Genomic DNA, 18,914 nt, shown 5'->3' on the forward strand with positions numbered 1-18,914 from the left:
TGTTGTGGCATCAGTGTTCGTCTGTGGGTCACGTACAAGCAACGAAACTGGAGCCGATTAAGTTAACGCGATGTCTGCTGATTAAGATGCGTCTTACACGATGTAGAGATGGCATTTCGATGGCGGAGCCGTCAAAAAGCCTGCATTTAAATGTTTTTTAGACACGATGTAGAAGGTTGTTAAGGGCTGGAACGTTCTTGGCATAGTCTGAGATGGTTTGTGGAGTGATATTCGCAATTTTGGGAATGCTCAAAAGGGTTTGGACCTGACCGATGCGCTCAATGTCGCGCATATTACCGGGGTTTTCATCTCCGCTGAATACAATGCCTAGGATTTCTATCCCACGGCGTTTTAGTGCCTCGATGGTCAACAAACTGTGATTGATCGTTCCCAAACCGCTGCGTGCAACAATGACTACCGGCAGGGCAAACCGTGCCATGATGTCGATCATCAGCAAGTCTTCTGTGACCGGGACCATGACGCCACCTGCGCCTTCAACAACGAGAGGCTGGTTTACGTCTGGCAGGACCAGTCGGCCCGGATTAATGCGTATACCCTCAAGGTCTGCCGCTGCTGACGGTGCTAAGGGTGCCTGCAAAGCGTAAGCGGGCGGTATGAGACGCTCAGCTGGTAAGCTTGCCAAATGTTTGACGGTAGGGCTGTCACCGTCTTCTTCGTTCAGTCCGGTTTGAAGCGGCTTCCAGTATGTAGCATGCCAGGCCGATGTCAGGATCGCGGAGGTGAGAGTTTTGCCAATGCCTGTATCTGTTCCGGTAACGAAAACGCCGCGACTCATCATGAGATTCCTTTACGAAAAATACCAAGGCCCACCCGGTAGGTAACGCCTCGATAGTGCGCGTCAAAGTGGCGCATAGCTTTTTTCAGGTCTGCAGTAGTAGCAGGTTGGGAGCCTGAACGCGGTAGGGATGCTCCAATATCGCGCAGGCCCTTCAAAAAGGCCGCCGCAGAAGAGACGGGGTCGGTAATGTCGCTCTGGTGCCATTTGCCTGTGCCAGAGGCGGCGTTTGGCCAGTCCTGTGTCAGTTGCTCCAAGCTTGGATAATGCGGGACGCCGCATGGAACATGCTGGGTTGCGCAGGTATCGACCCACTCATGGAGGCTGCCGTCAAGCAGTGTCGTAACGATAAGGAGGCCGCCCGGAGCTAGAAGCGCGCTGAGGTGCTCAAGAGCCGTAGCGCGGTTTTGAAACCACTGCATGCAGAGACTTGAGGTGATAAGATTAAATGGGCCGTCAATGTCGGGAGTTTCTGCGTCCATCTGGTGGTATTTGATCTTGTGCTCCCCCAAGCGCATCCGGGTGCGTTCGAGCATTTCGTCAGCAAGATCTGTGGCTAAAATTTCTGCGGTCGGAAAGATACGCCTTACATGAGCGGTCAAAAATCCTGTGCCACAGCCAAACTCTAAAACTGAGGTGGGCGGTGTTGTGCAATGCGTGGCAATGGCGTCGGCAGCGAGTTGTGCGCATTTTCGTTGTATATGCGCTGCCTGATCATAGGTGCTTGCTGCCCCGAAACGCTTGCGTAAGGCTTGTTTGTGATGATCGGTCATGATGCGTAGCCGAGCGATTGCAAAGTGGTGCGGATGAAATCAGCGCATAATGCTGGCTGTTCTTGAGGTAAGAGATGTCCGCCGGTGCAGGTTCTGCCGGCATTATTTTTAAAGCCTCGGCGCGCAGGGGAAAGTGGGTCTTCTGCTCCGCTCAGCCAGAAGATTGCTTCGCCCAACTGACACGCTTCTGCGCGGTGGTCCAGAGTTTCAAGCGCTATAAGTCCTTGCTCAAGAGCCGGTGCCAAAGGCGGGCTGTTGAGGGTGTTCGTGTCACCGCATTGTGCACGAAACGTCGTTACGACCTGTTCTGTGTTCTGCAAAAGCTGACGACGCATGCGCGTGATAACACGCGCCGGCACGCCATCAGTGAAGTCAGGGGCGAAGCAAAACCGAGCAAAACCATTAAAAGAGACAAGTCCTACGCAGTTGGGCAGTGGCTGCGAGAGTAAATCTAAGACACCAGCAGAGTGACCAATGGCGAGGAAGGGTCTTGTAGGGAGAGGAGGGGTATGAGGGCTGCTAAAATAGCCTTTATCGACGCAGTGACTCTCATACTCTGGTAATTGATGGAGCATAGCGTCCCAAAAATGCTGATCGTAGCTCCAGCCATGAACAAGGTAGAGAGGCAGTGTCATTTTGCGGCCTCAGCGATGATGATATCTGCCAGATTATCGATAATATCGAGGTTTAGGCCGCTGTGCAGCGCCAGTCTAAGGCGGGCGCTACCCTGCGGGACTGTAGGCGGACGAATAGCGCCGACGAGAAAGCCAGCGTCGTCAAGTCGGCTGGCGGCGCTTAAGGTCCGTTCGGCCGTACCAAACACAACGGGGATGATTTGCGTGCTGGAATCGAGGGTAGACAGGCCTGCCTCGTGAAGGCGCATGCGGAGGTGGGAAGCGCCGTCATGTAACATTGATCTAGCGTTGTTCAATGTTGGTAAAACCTCAATGGCCGCGTCAATTGCTCCCAAGACGGAGGGGGGCAGGGCGGTGCTGTAGATTAGGCCTGATGCAAAATTGGTGAGATAATCACGCATCGCCGTTGAGCCAGCTACGAAGGCTCCCATTCCTCCCATGGCCTTGGAGCACGTCCCCATAATGATATCCGCCATACCATCGGCTATCCCGCGTCCATCTTGACCAAGCACACCGGTCGAATGAGCTTCATCGAGATAAAGCAGGGCTTGGTGGCGGTCTGCTATTGCCCTTAAGGCGGCTATATCCGCTCGGTCTCCGTCCATTGAGAAAACCGATTCTGTCACAATCATGCGGAGGCCGGGTGTGTCTGCGTGGCGTTCCAGCAAATGCTCAAGATGGACTAAGTCGTTATGGGCAAAGCGGTTTTGGCGTATACCGGCGGCAGCAAATCCGTGGTGCAAGCTTGCGTGGTTCAAACGGTCAGTGAATGCTAAAATTTTATGGCCGGTTTGCGCTTGGGAGAGGGCACAGAGCGCAGGGATCACTGCGGCATTGGCCTGCCACCCGCTAGCAAAAAGCAGTGCGCTGTTTGTTTTTTTAAACGCGGCAATTTTCTCTTCGACCGCTTCGTGAAGGTCAAGCGTGCCAGTAACTAGGCGTGACGCGCGAGCGCTTGTACCGTAGCGCTGGGCCCACTCCGCAGAGCGTGAACGCAGCAAAGGATGATCAGCTAGTCTGAGATAATCATTTGAGGCGACATCAACCAACGTGCGGCCCTCACGTTGGATAGTGCCGTGGTTGCGCGTGACCGCGCGTAAGACGCGTTGGGTGCCCTGAGCGTTACGCTCATGCAAAGCAGCTTCAAAATGAGGGTCAAACAGGGTCATGAGGCGTGCTTCAGGACAGTATAAATAGCGCTGGTGAGCTGGGATAACTCGCGCGGGGTAACGGTAAAGGCCGGGGTAAGATAAACGATATTCCGGAAGGGTCGGATCCAAACCCCTAGTTTCAAGAACGCCTGCTTGAGATGTTCGGGGTTAGGCATGTTTTCCAGCTCAACAACCCCGATTGCTCCGAGAACGCGAACGTCACGGACGTTGGGCAAGCTGGCGCAGGGCGCGAGTTCATTTTTAAGCTGAGCTTCAATGCGAGATACCTGCTCGAGGCGGGGCTCTTGCTCAAAAACATCCAAAGATGCATTGGCAACCGCACAAGCGAGTGGATTGGCCATAAAAGTGGGGCCGTGCATGAGCGCTTTGCCCGGATCGTCAGACAGGAAAGCCGAGAAAACGGTCTGCCGTGCGACGGTCGCTGCGAGGGCCATGGTGCCGCCGGTTAGAGCTTTCGAGAGGGCCACAATGTCTGGCACGATCTGAGCCTGCTCACAGGCAAACATGGTCCCTGTGCGGCCAAAACCGGTAAAGACTTCATCTAAAATCAATAAAATATTGAAGCGATCGCATAAGGTGCGGAGCGTTTTAAGTACTGATGGGGCGTGAAAGAGCATGCCCCCGGCCCCTTGGACCAAAGGCTCTGTGACGATGGCGGCGATTTCATGTTCGCGCTCTTGTAGCACGCGTTCTAATGCTTCTGTGCTGGCAGTATCTACAGGCAGGTCTGCGATAATTTGCTGAGGCAGGGCCCCGGAGAAAAGGTTGTGCATCCCCTCTTCTGGGTCGCAGATTGACATCATTCCGAGGGTGTCACCGTGATACCCTCCGCGAAAAGAGAGAACTTTGGTGCGCGCGCTACGCTTGTTGTTTAACTGGAATTGAATGGCCATTTTCACGGCGACTTCCATGGCCACTGAGCCGGAATCTGTGAAGAAGACACGCTCCAAATCTCCCGGTAGGAGAGACGCTAAACGGCTAGCAAGGCGTTTGGCTGGTTCGTGGACCATCCCGCCGAACATAACGTGCGGCATGACCTCGCATTGCGCCATAAGAGCCGCACGCAGGTGAGGGTGATTGTAGCCATGACAAGCGGTCCACCACGACGCGATGCCGTCCACCAACTCCTGCCCATTGTCCAAAAAGATGGTGCTTCCTGAAGTCCGAATTGCTGTAGCGGGCCAAGGAGTTGTCTGCATCTGGGAGTAGGGGAGCCAGAGGTGAGGCAAATCAGCAGCGCGGCGCTCGGATGTGGTCATGGTAAGTTAATCTCTCACGCCAAAGGCATAATTTTCAGGGTCGTACGCAAAGGCAACCTACTGAGAAGAGTTCTCAGTGCCACGAAATAGCCTTCCGATATCACAAAATGGTCACGCGGCTAAATGGAACATTGTGGCATGACGCGTGTTCTCAAGGAGCCCGCTCTTAGGGTTGATATATTGAAGGTCAGAAATCCATGTTGAATTCCACGGTCATCCACGTCGAGGGAGTTTTCCTCGGTACTGCGATTATGACCGCTGATCGGGAAGGATTCCGATTTTACGCAACGCATGAATCCGTCCAAGAGCTTCACGACACAATTTTGCCAGATGTAGATTTGCTTGCTGAACGTGCGCGCCGCTTATTCGGTAGCAGAAAAGCCAAGACGCCGCAGGTCTTGGCTACCGCCCCAACGGCTGCTTGAGGTTAGGTTCCACAAAATGTGTTTGCGATGCACTCCTCCGGTTGAGGAGGGCGCGTAAAAGCCTTATCGTGGTCTGCAAATGGGGTGCGCAACGCTTCCCTGAGGGTTTTAAAACGACTGAGGTCACCGTCATACGCGGCGTTGATTGCGTCTTCGACGAGATGATTGCGCGGGATGATGCAAGGGTTTGTGTTCTGCATCATTTTGAAGCGCTCACCCTGAGATATAGATTCTGTAGCTAAGCGCCTTTGCCAGTTTTCGAGCCATGTTTGCGCGGATGTGGAATCAGAGCAGAGCGCGAGGAAAGCCGCAGGGTCATTGGCGTGCGCGACGGCGTTCAGGGTTCGAAAAGACTGTGTGAAATCAAGTTTTTGTTTGTGTAGAAGCTCCAAAAACTGTGCGATGAGCGTCGTGTCGGATGGTTGTTCGCCTGACAAGCCAAGCTTTGTACGCCAGCCTTCGAGATAGTGTTCCGCGAAAAGCGTATCGAAGGTTTTTAGTAGCTCAGTAGCTTGTTCTACGGCTTGTGCATCGTCGTGATGAATAAGGGGTAAGAGGCACTCTGCGAAGCGCCCAAGGTTCCATAGCGCGACATTGGGTTGCTGGGCATAGGCGTAGCGTTTCCCACGGTCGATGAAACTAAAGCATGCCTCGGGGTCGTAACTATCCAAGAAGGCGCATGGACCGTAATCAATCGTTTCTCCGGCGATAGACATATTGTCCGTGTTCATCACACCGTGGATAAAGCCTACATGCATCCATTGTGCGATAAGTTTTGCCTGTTTTCGAATAACGGCTTCTAAAAGAGCAAGTGCTTTATTCGGTGCGTCGTTATGTTCCGGATATAAACGTGCAGTGACGTGGTCTGTCAGTGCTGTAAGTGCGGCGTAGTCTTGACGCGCAGCGAAGTATTGAAACGTCCCGGTGCGGACGTGGCTTCTAGCAGTGCGGGCAAGCACTGCACCGGGTAGGGGGGTGTCACGATAGACAGTGTCTCCCGTGAGGCTTGCTGCAAGGCTGCGTGTGGTTGGAATGCCTAATGCCGCCATGGCTTCGCTGATCAGAACTTCACGCAAGACTGGCCCTAAAGCGGCTTTTCCATCTCCGTTGCGGGAAAAGGGTGTTGGTCCCCATCCTTTGAGGTGCAGGTCGTGTTTCAAGCCATCTTGTGCAGTGACTTCACCAACGAGGACGGCTCGTCCATCTCCCAGTGACGGTACAAAATGGCCGAATTGGTGACCTGCGTAAGCCATGGCGATGGGGTTGGGATGCCCGACAAGTGTGCCGCGGGTCAGGAAGACTATGCCGTCCTGTGTGGCGAGCCAATCAGGCGAAATTTGTAAATGTTCAGCCCAAGGCGTGTTCAACATTAAAAGGTGAGGAGGCTGCGGCGGTAGCGGCGGTAGGGCTGGTTGTTTTGAAAAAGCCTCGGGCAAGGAGGCATAGTCATGGGAAAGTTGCATGGGAACCTCAAATTTTAGGCGTACTGCGCTGTAATAGCCACGGTTTTTGCGGTGATACAGTGGAGAGTATTGTTAAGAAGTAGTGATTTTAAAAAGATTCTAGCGGTGATTGTTGTGTAAATCTGCTCTTTTATGAATAAATACAAATATCTTGCCGAGAAAGAGGTGACGAAACAGTTAGTCTTGACTATTCATAAATTATGAGTGGCTATCATAGACTACGACGCCGCCTGTGCGGGACCGCAGCATAGAGGAATTTTCGTGGAGCAGACGCAGCATGTGTCAGGACCGGGGACCAAAGTAACTCCGGCATTGATCCGACTTTATGCCGCATTGGCGGCGGCTCGTTTCCACGGGCTTGATCTGGATATTCGAGATTTTGCAGCTGAGCCAGGTGAGGCATCTCCGTCACCGGCATCGCTGGCGCGTTGGTTGAATGAACAAGGTGCTGTCGCCAAAGGCATGAGGCTGCGTTGGCGGTACCTCGTGCGGATGGGTAACACACCGCCCGTCGTGCTGATGTTCCGAGATGGTTCGGCCGGATTGATGATCGCCTCTGACCCGGAGCGAGGGGTCGTTTGGCTGCGTGACCCTCTTGGCGGAGATGGTGATACACCGGTTGCTGTCGATGAAGTTCGTCTTAGTCAGGTTTGGACGGGAGATGTTCTCCTCGTAAAACGCCGCCGAGACGAGAGCGAGGCTGATGCGCGGTTTGACCTCTTGTGGTTTGCCAAGATGGTCCTGCGTGAGAAAAAGATATTACGCGACATCGCGCTGGCATCTGTGGTTTTGTCAATACTTCAGATTTTCCCTGCGTTGATTGTGATGCAGGTTATCGACCGCGTTATTAATTACCACTCAATGGCGACGCTGATCTCGATGATTGGCTTCGTTATTATTCTCAGTTTCTACGAAATTTTGATCACGTATGGCCGGCGCGAATTGTCGCTGGTGCTGTCTTCTCGTCTTGATGCGCGTATTTCCTTGCATGCTTTCAACCGATTGCTTGCCCTGCCGTTGGAATTTTACGAACGTGAGCAGACGGGTGAGATTTTGGGTCGCTTCATGGCGATCTTTAAGGTGCGTGACTTCCTGACGGGTCAGTTGATGACGACCTTTCTGGACCTGTTTACACTTATTGTTGTGCTGCCCATCCTGTTCATGTTGAGTGCAACGATGGCGTGGATGACATTGGCTGGCGCTGGCTGTATCGGCCTTATCGTTATCTTGTTCCTGCCTATTGTAACACGCGTGATGTCTCGTCAGATCCGTGCTGAGATGAAACGTAGTTCAGTACTGTACGAAAGCATTGCGGGTATCCGTACGGTAAAGACACTTGCGCTTGAGCCAACGCGCCGCGAGGAGTGGGACCGGGTAACGGCGGATGTTGTGCGCTGGAAGCTTGCTGCAGGCCGTACGGCCGCTTGGCCTCAAACCCTCATCATGCCGTTTGATACGTTTATCAATCGTGGTGTGATTTTGGTTGGTGCATATCTGGTTTTAACCAATCACAGCAATCTGTCCGGCGGTACATTGGCGGGCTTTATGTTGTTGGGTGGCCGTGTTGCGGCACCGCTGGTCGGCCTTGCGAAGCTGATGGAAGCCTTTAACGAAGTTACGGTGTCCTTGGGCGAAGCCGGTGCTGTGTTGAATCAGCCGACCGAAACTAAGGCACTCACGACAGGCATGCGCCCGGTTATCAAGGGCGCCCTGTCTTTCGTAAATATTAACTTTTCCTATCCTGGTTCGACAACCAAAGCCCTTAAAGATGTGAACTTTGAGATTCCAGCGGGTACGATGTTGGGGTTGGTGGGGCGTTCGGGCTCGGGTAAATCTACCATCACACGATTGCTGCAAGGTGTGAGCCGTAACTATCTGGGTTATTTGCGCCTTGATGGTGTCGACCTGCGTGAAATTAACCTTACGCATCTGCGGCGTTCATTTGGTGTCGTATTGCAGGATAACTTCCTGTTCCGTGGCACGATTATGGATAATATTACAGCGGGCCGTCCGGGCCTGACGATTGAAGATGCTATCCGGGCTGCACGTTTGGCTGGGGCTGAAGAGTTCATTGAACGTATGCCCGCCGGGTACGATACGTGGATTGAAGAAGGCTCCACCAATATCTCTGGTGGTCAAAGGCAGCGCTTGGCTATTGCGCGTGCTGTGATCAGCGATCCAAAACTGATGATCTTGGATGAAGCAACATCTGCTTTGGACCCCGAATCAGAAGCTCTGGTGAACGCGAACCTGAAGCGGATCGGTAAGGGACGTACGATGGTTATCGTATCCCACCGTCTGTCCTCGTTGGTGGATTGTGATCAGATCGCCGTGATGGATCACGGTGAGCTGGTCGATATTGCCCCGCATGCAGTGTTGTTAGAGCGTTGCGAAATTTATCGTACGCTGTGGCTGCAACAGAACCGCCATTTGAACAATACGGCTTCGCAAGATGTCGAGCCCTATGGTGAGGGAGAATAAGAGCATGGCTGCATCTGATATGACCCCTCACAATGATTCAGAGCACAATAACGCTCAGATTCACGAAGGTCCGACTGGTCCACGCCCCGCGACGGACCCTTTTGCGCCTGGGGATATGCCTATAGCGCTTTTGGAGTTCCATTCTCCAACGCAAGGCTATGTAAACCTGCCCGCAACGGCCTCTGCCCGTTACATGGTGTGGCTGGTGGCGTGTTTGTTCTTTGCATGCTTGGTGGGCATGATTTGGTTTCCCATTAATCGTGTAGTTTCAACCTCCGGCCGTTTAACGTCTACCCAGCCTACAATTTTGGTGCAGCCTCTTGAGATTTCGATTGTGAAGTCGATCGATGTTCATGTGGGTGATTATGTGCACAAGGGCGATGTGCTGGCGCATTTAGACCCGACGTTAACTGGCGCTGATATTGTAAATACTCAGTTGCAGGTAGCGTCCTATCAGGCCGAAGCAGATCGTTTGCGCGCTGAAGCCGAAGAACGCATGTACACGCCTGACATGAAAGTGCCAGCGTCAGTACAACAGGCGGCTGCCTTCCAGCGGCGTCATGCTGAGTACACAGCGCGGATGGAGGATTATAACCAGCAAATTGCGGGTATTCAGAACGACCTCCAAGGAACCCGCGCGAGTGCTGCGATGTATGGCAGCAAAACACGCCTCTATTCAGAGGTGTTGAAAATGCGCCAACGCGAGCAAGCAGACCAAGTGGGCTCTCGTTTATCGGCGTTGTCAGCGCAAAGTGACCTGATGGAAGCCGAGCGCGCAGAAATCGCAGCGCAGCAGACAGCGAATAGCCTTGCTAACAAACTTGCAGCGACGCGCGCTGAGCAAGAAAGCTATGCGGCGAATTGGAAGGCGCAGATTTATACAAATCTGTCCGACACGCAGCACAGATTGGACGAATACAGAAGTGAGTATGAGAAAGCGCATCTCCGGCACGACTTGATTTTGTTACGTGCACCGGAAGATGGAATCGTGCTGACGATTGCTAAAGTATCGATCGGTTCTGTCATGCAGTCAGCAGAGCAGTTTATTACGCTCGTGCCGACGGGGGCTGGCCTAGAGTTGGAAGCTGTTATGCAAGCGAGCGATGCGGCGTTTGTGCAGCAGGGCAATCGTGCGCTCGTGAAATTTGCGGCATTCCCCTACACCCAATACGGCGGTGCAGAGGCGACTGTGCATGTGATCAGTGCGGACTCTTTTGCTCCGGAATCTTCGTCAGAAGTGTCGGATAAAATGTATTACCGCGTGCGGTTGCGCATTGATCGTTACACGCTCCACGGGCAGCCATCATTCTTCCATCCGGCGCCCGGTATGCCTGCAACAGCTGATATTAACGTCGGTAAGCGCACGGTCATGCAATATCTGTTCAACAATATTGCCCCGCTTATCAGCAACGGTATGAGAGAACCCTGATCTGATTGCACGGGTGCTCCTGAAGGGGGCACCCCGAAACGTCTTTTGCGGAATGAGATCTTCACTATGTCTTTAAAGCAGCGCTTTTCAGCTTTTATAAACCCACAAGCCAAGCTGGGTTATGCTTTGGAGCTTTTGGAGAGTAAGAGCGCTGTAAGAGGCGTTCAACTCCTTGGGCAATTGGCGAAAGACGGCAATACAGACGCAAAATTTCGTCTTGGGCGTGCCTATTTGGATGGGAAAGGCGTCCCGCCAAGCCTGGAAGATGGCGCACGCTGGATGTTACAAGCGGCTGAAGCCGGCCATACTGAGGCCAGCTTTATTTTAGCCACGTTGTATACCGTTGGCCTTCCTGAAGGGTTTGAAATTCGAAGTGAAACCGGGGGGTTGGACCTTGCGATTAAACCTCAGCAAGGGGAGCGCATTCCTGATTTCCACCAAGGAAAGTATTGGGCCCAGAAAGCTGCTGTTGACGGCTCAGCTGATGCTCAAGCACTTTTAGGCTATATTTTAACAAATGGTCCCTCAGACTTGAGGGATGATTCAGCCGCGCGTGAGTGGTATCAAAAATCGGCACAGGCAGGATGCTCACAAGGGCATTTGGGTCTTGCGCTTGCGCTTTTGAATGAAGCCGATACGGATGAAAAACGCCAATACGCAGCACGGCATTTCATTGAGGCAAGCAAAGGCGGTTTAGGGACTGCATTCGAGTTTTTGGGCCGCATGAGCGAAGCTGGTGTGGGTCTGCCGCAGAGCCATAGTCGCGCGGCTGAGTATTACAACCAAGCTGCGGAGAAAGGCAGTGTCTTCTCGCAGGGGCGCTACGGCCTGATGCTGTTGGAAGGTACCGGAATTGACCGGCACTACGGACGTGCTGAGACGTGGTTGCGGCGTGCTGCGCTGAATGGTGATGCCGATAGTGCTGCTGTTTTAGGTGATTTGAATGCTAATGGCGGCGATTTGCCGCCAAATATGATGGAAGCTGCTAAATGGTACAGACTGGCAGCTGAACAAAAACACGCAGGCGCAGCGCGTGCTCTGGGGCTGCTATATTTGACTGGGAACGGGGTACATCGTGACCCAGATGCGGCGGCGCATTGGTTTAAAATAGCGTCGGAATCGGGGGATGCTCAAGCGGATGCTGATTTCGGAAATCTGATCCTGATGGGTACCCGCGCTACGGATGCTGAGAAAGAATCACTTCGTCAAAGGTTTGAACGTTCTGCTGAGAAGGGAGATCTCGTCGGGGCGTTTAATCTCGGGGTGTGTTATGCCGAAGGTGTAGGCGCATCAGATAATAAAGAAGCAGCGCGTTGGATGCAGCGTGCAACGGACGGCGTCGTCAATGCTCAGTATTGGTATGGCCGGATGCTGTTAGAAGGGCGGGGTGTTGCAGTAGATCCAACGCAGGCCCTCTACTGGATGGAAAAAGCGGCAGATGCGGGTATGGCTGAGGCACAGGCCGTCGTAGGGCAATTCCTCGTAACAGGTCAGATCAATAACAGGCGTGATCATGCTAAGGCGCTCAAGCTTTATGCTGCGGCTGCCGAAAGTGGAAATGTAGACGCGATGTTCTCGTTGGCGGCAATGTTGGGCGGGGGGCATGATGTGCCGGAAGATCGTCCCGAGGCTCAAAAATGGTTCCGAAAAGCTGCGCAACGCGGCAATGGGCTGGCCCAGCTTATGCTTGGAAGATATTTGGTTAAGGGGCTTGCTGGTGTCAAAGATCCAGTTGAGGGCCGTATCTGGATAGAGCGTGCTGTAGCACAGGGCATTGAAGGCGCAGAGCAAGCACGGGCGGCATGTGATCACGTAGAAGAAAATGTTTGAAGATACGTTCTGATTTCTTTGATAGTGGTTGACTCGTCTAAATTTACTACTCCGACAGACCGTAATCAGGCGGGATACGCAGGTTATGGCAACGTCATCACGGATGCAGATCGTGCTGCGTGGCGAGAAATTCATGCTGCCCGTGCGCAGGAAGCCTTTCAGCGCGGTGAGCAGGCACTAGCGCAAAATGATTTGCCTGCTGCGCAGTTCTGGTTGGAGCGGGCGGGGCGTATGGCGCGCGCTAGTCCCAACATAACATGGGCGTTAGCGCTGGTTGACATGCGTATGGGCCGTTTTGAGGAAGCAGGCCTCAAGATGGGTGCGCTACGCGAAAAATATCGTCTGCGTGAGGCTGCTTTTCTAGAAATTGAGTGCCTAGTTCAGGCAAATGAATGGGACGCTGCACTCAAGCGACTGCGTGAGGCCCTCGCGACGTTTAATATTATGGCGGACATGCATGGCTTGCCGCAGCGGGTTGTGCAGTATTTCGGCAAGGCCGGCTGGTGTTGTGCGTCCAATAACGGGTCGATCCATATTGAAGCCGCAGGGCGCGTTAAAATCTATTTGGACGGGCAAGACATAGGTTCTGGGCGATCCGGTTGTTTCTGGCTACCGGAAGGTTGGGCGCGCGCTCGAAATATTTCGGTTAAAAAAAATGGCTGCCATTTGCTTGGGAGTCCGGTTCAGGTTGATGCACTCACGCGAATTGAGGCTCTTGTTACAGCAGACAGATCGGGCCTTTTCGGTTGGGCGTGGTATCCGTCGGACCCAGATTACATACCGCGCTTACGGCTGAATAATGGCTCGGTCTTTGAGGCTACGGAAATAGCTCAGAGCATTGCCAGCGATGTGCCGCTTGCGCGCCCGCGCTCTTTTCGTATCCCGAAAGCGGAATTGCGCTCTGCTCAAGGCGACCTTGCTGAAGTCACAGATGATCATGGCCGTATAGTAACAGGCGCACCGATCAGACTCGATATTGGGGACTTACTTGCTGGCGAAGTAGACGATCTTGCTGAAGATTTGCGCCCCAAGCGCATTGCAAACGAGGTTACTCCCGCAGTTCATGAGCCAGAAACCGGCGGATGTAGCATTGTCATACCGGTGTATCGTGACCGGGACGTAACGCTGCAATGTATTGCCAGTGTTTTGAAGACAGTCCCATCTGACACGCGTATTATCGTTGTGGATGATGCGACACCTGAATCTGACCTGGCCACGGCATTGGACGGCTTAGCGGTATCACGTCGTATAGAATTAGTCCGTTTTGAAAAAAATCAGGGCTTCCCCGTGGCGGTAAATGCCGGATTGCGCGTTGCCGGGGACGGGGATGTAATACTGCTTAATAGTGATGTGATTGTACCCCAAGGCTGGGTTGAGCGGGTGTTGAGGCGCTTGCGAGTGGCGGGGGTAGGGACGGTAACGCCGTTCAGTAATGACGCGAGTATCTTCTCATACCCATCAGTCAAAGAGCACAATCCGGTGCCCTCTCGGCAAGAAGCGGCGCTGTTGGACCGGCTTTGCAGTAAACTGTTTGGTGGGGCTAACACGGAAATAGATATCCCGACGGCGAATGGGTTTTGCATGGCGATATCTGCGGCATGTTTGCGGCAGACTGGCTTTTTGAGGGAAGATGTTTTTGCCCAAGGTTATGGGGAAGAGAACGATTTTTGCCTGAGGGCGAGTGCTTTAGGTTTTAAGCACCGTATAGCTCCGGATGTGTATGTTTTGCATAAAGGCTCTGTTTCCTTCGGTGCCGGGAAGCGCTGGCTTATGGCGCGCAATCTAGACATTTTAAATGCGCTACACCCCGGATATGATGCTTACGTCGCAGACTTTATTGAACACGACCCCTTAAGGGTGTTCCGGCAAAGTTTGGACAAGGCTTTGTTGGCGAAAAGCCCTCACAAGAGTGGGGGCGTGTTATTGGTCGTGCATGCTGGTGGCGGGGGTGTTGAGCGCGTTGTTCGTGAGCGTGCTGCACGTTACGAGCAAAATGGTGAGCCTGCTTACGTGCTCAGGCCATTAGAAAAAGGGTGCCAAATTACCCGGCCAGCTGCTGAAACTGACGAGCAGAAGTTTAATCCGCAGAATTTGATTTATGATTTGCCAGAAAGCGAAGATGCTTTCATCAGCGCTTTATCAGAATTGAATATAAGGCTGATCGAGTGGCACCAGCTGATTGGGCATGCTCCGCTTATACGCCGTCTTCATAAGGTACTGCGAATACCGTACGACGTGTTTGTCCATGACCACGTTTGGTTTTGCCCGCGCGTGTCTTTGTTGGATGGGCATGGGCGGTATTGTGGCGAGCCAGATGTTGCCGGGTGTGAGACTTGTGTTGAGCGATGGGGCGACGTGCTCAATGAGGGGCTATCAGTAAAGCAGCGGGTTGAGCGTTCAAAAGAGGAACTATGGGGGCGAGGAGGCGGATCACGCCTTCGGAAGATACTGCGCGGCGTTTTCGGCGCCATTTTCCTGGTTATGAATTCGCTGTCGAGGCCTTGGAAGACGAAGCATTGTTACGTACACGTACCTTCAAAAGAACTGACGTACAACGAGGACGAATATTACGGTTATGCGTCGTTGGAGGTATTGGGCAGTGGAAGGGCTTTGAAGTCCTGCTCAATATGGCACGCGATATACGCATGCATAACTTACCCGTTAAAATAATTCTTGTAGGGCACACACCTCAAGACGAAAAATTAATGGATGAAGGCGTTATTGTTACGGGTGAATACAAGGAAAACGAAGCAATAGATATTATTGATCGATACAGTCCTGACTTAGGTTTTATTCCATCTATAGCGCCAGAGACATGGTGTTATGCATTAAGCCTTTTATGGAAGGCGGGGCTGGAGGTTTTTTGTTTCGATATTGGTGCACAAGCCGAGCGTGTGAGACAGCGAAATGGAATTATTTTGCCTTTAGGTGCATCTTCATTACAGCTCTTACGTTTTATTATGCAACGATGGGGCCAATAATTTACAAGAGTATGGGTTTACCAGTTTGTAAAGACAGCTACACTAAGCCAGCCGAGTGTTAGAGTAATGCCATTACGGTGTTACATACTCTAAAGAACGAGGCAGATTTATTAGCGTTGAGTTCCGTAATGGTGCCCGGGTGTGTTGGGCTTTTGGGGAGTAAAGAATGACAAACTCTGAAGAGACGCCTGTACAAAATCGGGTTATTGACCTGAGAGCCGGTGCGCGACTCATGGTTTTAGATGCTGGTGTCTTCTGCATTTTCCATGCCCCAGGTCAGGCGGATCCAGAACCTAATGGACTGCCGGGTGTGCGTATATCCAAGGCACCAGCAACCCCAGCAGGGTTGGTCAGCATCAGCACGTTTGATGAAGATGGATGGATTGGCGGCAGCAAGGGAGCGGCATTGGTTCGTGTCCTTCGTGGGCCAGCTGCTATTCTGGTTACGACGTATCAAGACCCGGCAAATGACGCGCCTGCTCCACAGTTGCAGGTTGTGCAACTCGCTAGCCCAACGCCTGTTGCTGCGACTGCAGCGGCCGCAGAGCAAGCGACGACTTCCGCTAAGGACTTGGAAATCTCCGCACATGTCCAGCGTCGTGGCGATGTTGGCGGCGTTGTTGGGGAGTGGATGGGCAATCCAGAAAGCCAGACATGGATTGAAGGTTTTGCCATTGCGCCTGTGAAGCACATTCCAGCCGAAGATATTGAGTACCAAGCTGTACTGGGTAAGGGATGGTTGTCTCCGTGGGCTGAGGGCGGCCAATATTGTGGCTCCCGTGGCATGGCTCTGCCAATTCTCGGTTTGCGTGTGCGCCTCAAGAATGGTTCCGCTGAGACGCATGAAGTGCGTTTGACGGCAACATTCACGGACGGCACTCGTCTCGGCCCGGTCGATGGGACTGAAGCCTTAGAGGCAGAGAGCTTGGCACCGCTGGAAGCTTTCTTGCTTGAGATCGTACCTGTGCAGGCACCGGCAAAAGACGAGCCAGCAGCTAAAAAACCAAAAGCGACCAGCCGCCGCAAGGCAGCGCCCGCTAAGTAACCTCCAGTTATAGAGCTTCACATAGTCGTGCAGAGGCTATGTGAAGCAGGGGTTTGCCAAAGGGAGACATGTTTCACTCCCTCGTCAGGATGTCTCGTGCGTTACCTTTTTGTTCATCAAAATTTTCCGGGACAGTTTTTACATTTTGTCCGCCATCTTAGTGCCCAAGGTGGACACGAAATCGTATTCCTTTCTGAGGCAAGTAAAGGAGAGATTTCTGGGGTAAGGCGCGTAATTTACAGGACCGAGCGCGAGCCAGCAGAGACAACGCATCCCTACCTGCACGACTTTGAACGGGGTTTGCTGCGCGCTGAGGCCGTAGCGCGTGCAGCACAAACACTAAAACAACTTGGGTATGTCCCGGACATCATCATAGGCCATCATGGCTGGGGTGAGTTGCTCAACCTTGGGGATGTGTACCCGAACACACCTATTTTGGGGTATCTAGAGTTTTTCTATCGTTACGATTGTAACGATGTCGGGTTTGATCCTGAATTTCCCGTTGCTGCTGATTTGGCGTCCATCGTACGTGTCAAAAATGCCATTAATTTACAGGCTTTGAATTTGCCCAATAGTGTTGGGCAGACCCCGACGCTGTTTCAGCGCTCCACATATCCAGACTGGGCGCGGTCAAAAATGGCCTTGTTGTACGAGGGGGTTAATCTCGAAAAATGCAAGAGAGATGGACGTCTGAGAAATCGTAACATCAAGATTAAAGATATACAGATTTCAGCAAGAGAACCCTTGGTTACGTATGTTGCGCGTAACCTTGAACCGTATCGTGGTTTTCATGTTTTTATGCGTTCACTAGCGAAGGTGCAGGCGGCTCGGCCCGATGCCCGTATCGTTCTTGTGGGCGGTGACAGCGTGAGTTATGGCAACCCTCCTCCCAAGGGCGGCTGTTGGCGGGACAACATGCTCAGCGAATTATCAGGCCAGCTGAATTTGGACAAAATCCATTTCGTTGGGCATGTGGACTATGATGATTTCAGTACGCTTATCCAGCGTTCTGATGCCCACGTATATCTTACTTATCCGTTTGTCGCGTCGTGGTCCCTGCGAGAAGCAATGGCTGCTTCATGTGCGATCATAGGAAGTGATACGGCACCTGTTAGCGAGTTCGTTGAGGATGGCGTCACAGGCAGGTTGGTACCCTTCTTGGAGCCAGATCGTATTGCTGATGCTATTTTAGAAGTATTGGAAGATAGGACTTTGGCTCAGCGCCTTGGTCGTGCTGCACGGCGTTACGCGGAACAGGCATTTGCCATGGATAATTACATCACGCGCTACGAGACGCTTGTGGATGATGTAATAGCCGGGAAAAGAACTTTTTCTTGAATCGAATAGTTGCTCTACTGACCCTTTGAAGATGGGTCAGTAGCAACGAAAGCTTGGCCTTACTGTGAGTGCCAAGAAGCGCCAGCGTTTTTGTATTGCACTTCGTATTCCTCGACGAAGCGGTCAAATGCTGGCTGATTATCAACGCGCATTGCTGGCAGGAGAGCTTCGAGCTGCAAGCTTTGGTAAAGTGCCCGGCTTACGGCACGGTTCAGCACTCCAGGTCCTGTTTTGAAAGCAATGTACAAGCCGGGATGCCTGAACATATTAGCCCAAGCGGTCATCAGGGCGTTGGTTATGATAGGATTGGTGGGGGCTGCTCCGAAGAAATCGTTATGCAGCACGTAGTTGTCTGTGGTGAAAAGCTGGCAGTGGGTTTTGACGTCTTTTAGTTCTTGCCATGCCTGTGGAGATTTGACGCGCAAATCTGCGTCCAGCCACCAGCCGCCGTGAGTTAAGATTACATGCAGCCGAAGCAGGTCAGCGCCCTCTGCTGGGTGGCGAACTTGCAAGAAGAGGTCTTTGGCTTCTTGTCCGTAATGATCGTACAGCCAGTCTGCTGCGCTGCTTTGGTCAAAAATTGTGAACGAATCACCAAGCATCTCACGGTGAAGCTGGATGTTCGCCTGAATTTCTGGGGGAGGGTTGTTATCCCAGTACATGTAGAGGTGATGCGGGATAGCTGGCTCAGAATCTGGGAAGCCGCTATCACCGAATGACCGTATCCAGTTGAGAGCAATTTCGAGATAGAGACGGTCAATCTCTTCACCGGAATGGAAGGCTTCAAAAGCGTTGCCAACCAGAGCAAGGCTTTTTTCATTATTGTTTTCCTGCCATGCCGCGCGAATGCCACGAATGTAGCCAGCCATGACGGGGGAGTAGGTAGACAGTTCGTTAATCTCTTCCTCAGGTAGTTTTTGTGCTGCCTTAAGCAGACACAAAAGGCGTACTTGAAGAAGTGATTGAGGGAGTGGGTATTCTGTTTGTGATTTGCTGTGCAAATCAAAAGCGTGACGATAAAACGCAGACGCCTCTAAAACTTTGTTATGGATGTGTAGGATATTGGCGATTGCAAAGGCGTGTTCGACAGTATCGGCACCATGGCGCTCTAAGTAAGCAGCAGCCTGCCCGTCACCAGCGAGATCTGCTGTGGAAGGGGAAAAATGGGTGTGCTCGTTATTTTCGCTCATGGACCAATCTTCTGTGAGTAGATGCACATCGTTAAAGAATAATCCTAGCAGATAATATTTAAAAAAGCTTGAATGCAATAAAGAGTTCTTTCAACTT

Annotated in this window: 15 protein-coding genes; 8 read left to right on the forward strand and 7 right to left on the reverse strand. The window is 52.4% G+C overall.

Features of this window, described 5'->3' with window-relative positions; genetic code table 11:
- Positions 1 to 157: 157 nt before the first annotated feature.
- Genes bioD through D5366_RS06035 form a run of 5 tightly spaced genes read right to left on the reverse strand, consistent with a single transcriptional unit; the run spans position 158 to position 4,635 of the window.
- Entirely contained in the window at positions 158 to 799 is a 642-nt protein-coding gene (gene bioD / locus D5366_RS06015; RefSeq protein WP_141492699.1) for a dethiobiotin synthase, read from the reverse strand.
- Positions 796 to 1,569 (reverse strand): methyltransferase domain-containing protein, encoded by a 774-nt coding sequence (locus D5366_RS06020; RefSeq protein WP_141492700.1) that lies wholly within the window; start codon positions 1,567 to 1,569, stop codon positions 796 to 798. The genes bioD and D5366_RS06020 overlap by 4 nt, the downstream gene beginning before the upstream one ends.
- Positions 1,566 to 2,204, reverse strand: coding sequence for an alpha/beta hydrolase family protein (locus tag D5366_RS06025; RefSeq protein ID WP_141492701.1), 639 nt, complete (start codon positions 2,202 to 2,204; stop codon positions 1,566 to 1,568). Before D5366_RS06025 ends, D5366_RS06020 begins: the two co-directional genes overlap by 4 nt.
- Positions 2,201 to 3,373, reverse strand: a complete 1,173-nt coding sequence (locus D5366_RS06030; RefSeq protein ID WP_141492702.1) for an aminotransferase class I/II-fold pyridoxal phosphate-dependent enzyme — start codon at positions 3,371 to 3,373, stop codon at positions 2,201 to 2,203. The genes D5366_RS06025 and D5366_RS06030 overlap by 4 nt, the downstream gene beginning before the upstream one ends.
- Positions 3,370 to 4,635, reverse strand: coding sequence for an adenosylmethionine--8-amino-7-oxononanoate transaminase (locus D5366_RS06035; RefSeq protein WP_141492703.1), 1,266 nt, complete (start codon positions 4,633 to 4,635; stop codon positions 3,370 to 3,372). Before D5366_RS06035 ends, D5366_RS06030 begins: the two co-directional genes overlap by 4 nt.
- Positions 4,636 to 4,832: 197 nt before the next feature.
- Between D5366_RS06035 and D5366_RS06040 the strand changes: the two genes are divergently transcribed.
- Positions 4,833 to 5,060, forward strand: coding sequence for a hypothetical protein (locus D5366_RS06040; protein WP_141492704.1), 228 nt, complete (start codon positions 4,833 to 4,835; stop codon positions 5,058 to 5,060).
- 2 nt (positions 5,061 to 5,062) lie between these two features.
- Here D5366_RS06040 and D5366_RS06045 read toward each other — a convergent pair whose 3' ends face one another.
- Positions 5,063 to 6,523 carry a protein adenylyltransferase SelO gene (locus D5366_RS06045; protein WP_141492705.1) on the reverse strand — a complete coding sequence of 487 codons (1,461 nt, stop codon included), beginning with the start codon at positions 6,521 to 6,523 and terminating at the stop codon, positions 5,063 to 5,065.
- A gap of 261 nt (positions 6,524 to 6,784) precedes the next feature.
- Between D5366_RS06045 and D5366_RS06050 the strand changes: the two genes are divergently transcribed.
- From D5366_RS06050 to D5366_RS06075, 7 genes are all read left to right on the forward strand, one after another.
- Positions 6,785 to 9,004, forward strand: coding sequence for a peptidase domain-containing ABC transporter (locus tag D5366_RS06050; protein WP_373317481.1), 2,220 nt, complete (start codon positions 6,785 to 6,787; stop codon positions 9,002 to 9,004).
- 4 nt (positions 9,005 to 9,008) lie between these two features.
- Positions 9,009 to 10,433 (forward strand): HlyD family type I secretion periplasmic adaptor subunit, encoded by a 1,425-nt coding sequence (locus D5366_RS06055; RefSeq protein ID WP_141492706.1) that lies wholly within the window; start codon positions 9,009 to 9,011, stop codon positions 10,431 to 10,433.
- Between the two features lie 66 nt (positions 10,434 to 10,499).
- Positions 10,500 to 12,263 carry a tetratricopeptide repeat protein gene (locus D5366_RS06060; protein WP_141492707.1) on the forward strand — a complete coding sequence of 588 codons (1,764 nt, stop codon included), beginning with the start codon at positions 10,500 to 10,502 and terminating at the stop codon, positions 12,261 to 12,263.
- 24 nt (positions 12,264 to 12,287) lie between these two features.
- Complete coding sequence (locus D5366_RS06065; RefSeq protein WP_240775183.1) at positions 12,288 to 14,933, forward strand: glycosyltransferase; 2,646 nt, start codon at positions 12,288 to 12,290, stop codon at positions 14,931 to 14,933.
- A complete protein-coding gene (locus tag D5366_RS11990; protein ID WP_240775184.1) occupies positions 14,909 to 15,244 on the forward strand; it encodes a hypothetical protein in 336 nt (111 codons plus the stop codon). Before D5366_RS06065 ends, D5366_RS11990 begins: the two co-directional genes overlap by 25 nt.
- 166 nt (positions 15,245 to 15,410) lie before the next feature.
- Complete coding sequence (locus tag D5366_RS06070) at positions 15,411 to 16,289, forward strand: hypothetical protein (protein ID WP_141492708.1); 879 nt, start codon at positions 15,411 to 15,413, stop codon at positions 16,287 to 16,289.
- Between the two features lie 96 nt (positions 16,290 to 16,385).
- Positions 16,386 to 17,627: a glycosyltransferase family 4 protein gene (locus D5366_RS06075; protein ID WP_141492709.1), complete on the forward strand. Its 1,242-nt coding sequence runs from the start codon at positions 16,386 to 16,388 to the stop codon at positions 17,625 to 17,627.
- 59 nt (positions 17,628 to 17,686) lie between these two features.
- On the opposite strand, the gene D5366_RS06080 is transcribed toward D5366_RS06075, so the two are convergent.
- Positions 17,687 to 18,817, reverse strand: coding sequence for a glycosyltransferase family 32 protein (locus D5366_RS06080; RefSeq protein ID WP_141492710.1), 1,131 nt, complete (start codon positions 18,815 to 18,817; stop codon positions 17,687 to 17,689).
- Between the last annotated feature and the right edge of the window lie 97 nt (positions 18,818 to 18,914).

It is taken from the genome of Neokomagataea tanensis, from assembly GCF_006542335.1.
GTDB classification, from domain to species: Bacteria; Pseudomonadota; Alphaproteobacteria; order Acetobacterales; family Acetobacteraceae; genus Gluconobacter; species Gluconobacter tanensis.

Excerpts from the sequence above, each read along its gene's own strand:
- D5366_RS11990 (WP_240775184.1), top strand. The coding sequence starts at position 14,909 with ATGCATAACTTACCCGTTAAAATAATTCTTGTAGGGCACACACCTCAA.
- D5366_RS06055 (WP_141492706.1), top strand. The coding sequence starts at position 9,009 with ATGGCTGCATCTGATATGACCCCTCACAATGATTCAGAGCACAATAAC.
- D5366_RS06030 (WP_141492702.1), bottom strand. The coding sequence starts at position 3,373 with ATGACCCTGTTTGACCCTCATTTTGAAGCTGCTTTGCATGAGCGTAAC.
- D5366_RS06080 (WP_141492710.1), bottom strand. The coding sequence starts at position 18,817 with ATGAGCGAAAATAACGAGCACACCCATTTTTCCCCTTCCACAGCAGAT.
- D5366_RS06060 (WP_141492707.1), top strand. The coding sequence starts at position 10,500 with ATGTCTTTAAAGCAGCGCTTTTCAGCTTTTATAAACCCACAAGCCAAG.
- D5366_RS06045 (WP_141492705.1), bottom strand. The coding sequence starts at position 6,523 with ATGCAACTTTCCCATGACTATGCCTCCTTGCCCGAGGCTTTTTCAAAA.
- D5366_RS06040 (WP_141492704.1), top strand. The coding sequence starts at position 4,833 with ATGTTGAATTCCACGGTCATCCACGTCGAGGGAGTTTTCCTCGGTACT.
- bioD (WP_141492699.1), bottom strand. The coding sequence starts at position 799 with ATGATGAGTCGCGGCGTTTTCGTTACCGGAACAGATACAGGCATTGGC.
- D5366_RS06025 (WP_141492701.1), bottom strand. The coding sequence starts at position 2,204 with ATGACACTGCCTCTCTACCTTGTTCATGGCTGGAGCTACGATCAGCAT.
- D5366_RS06070 (WP_141492708.1), top strand. The coding sequence starts at position 15,411 with ATGACAAACTCTGAAGAGACGCCTGTACAAAATCGGGTTATTGACCTG.
- D5366_RS06035 (WP_141492703.1), bottom strand. The coding sequence starts at position 4,635 with ATGACCACATCCGAGCGCCGCGCTGCTGATTTGCCTCACCTCTGGCTC.
- D5366_RS06020 (WP_141492700.1), bottom strand. The coding sequence starts at position 1,569 with ATGACCGATCATCACAAACAAGCCTTACGCAAGCGTTTCGGGGCAGCA.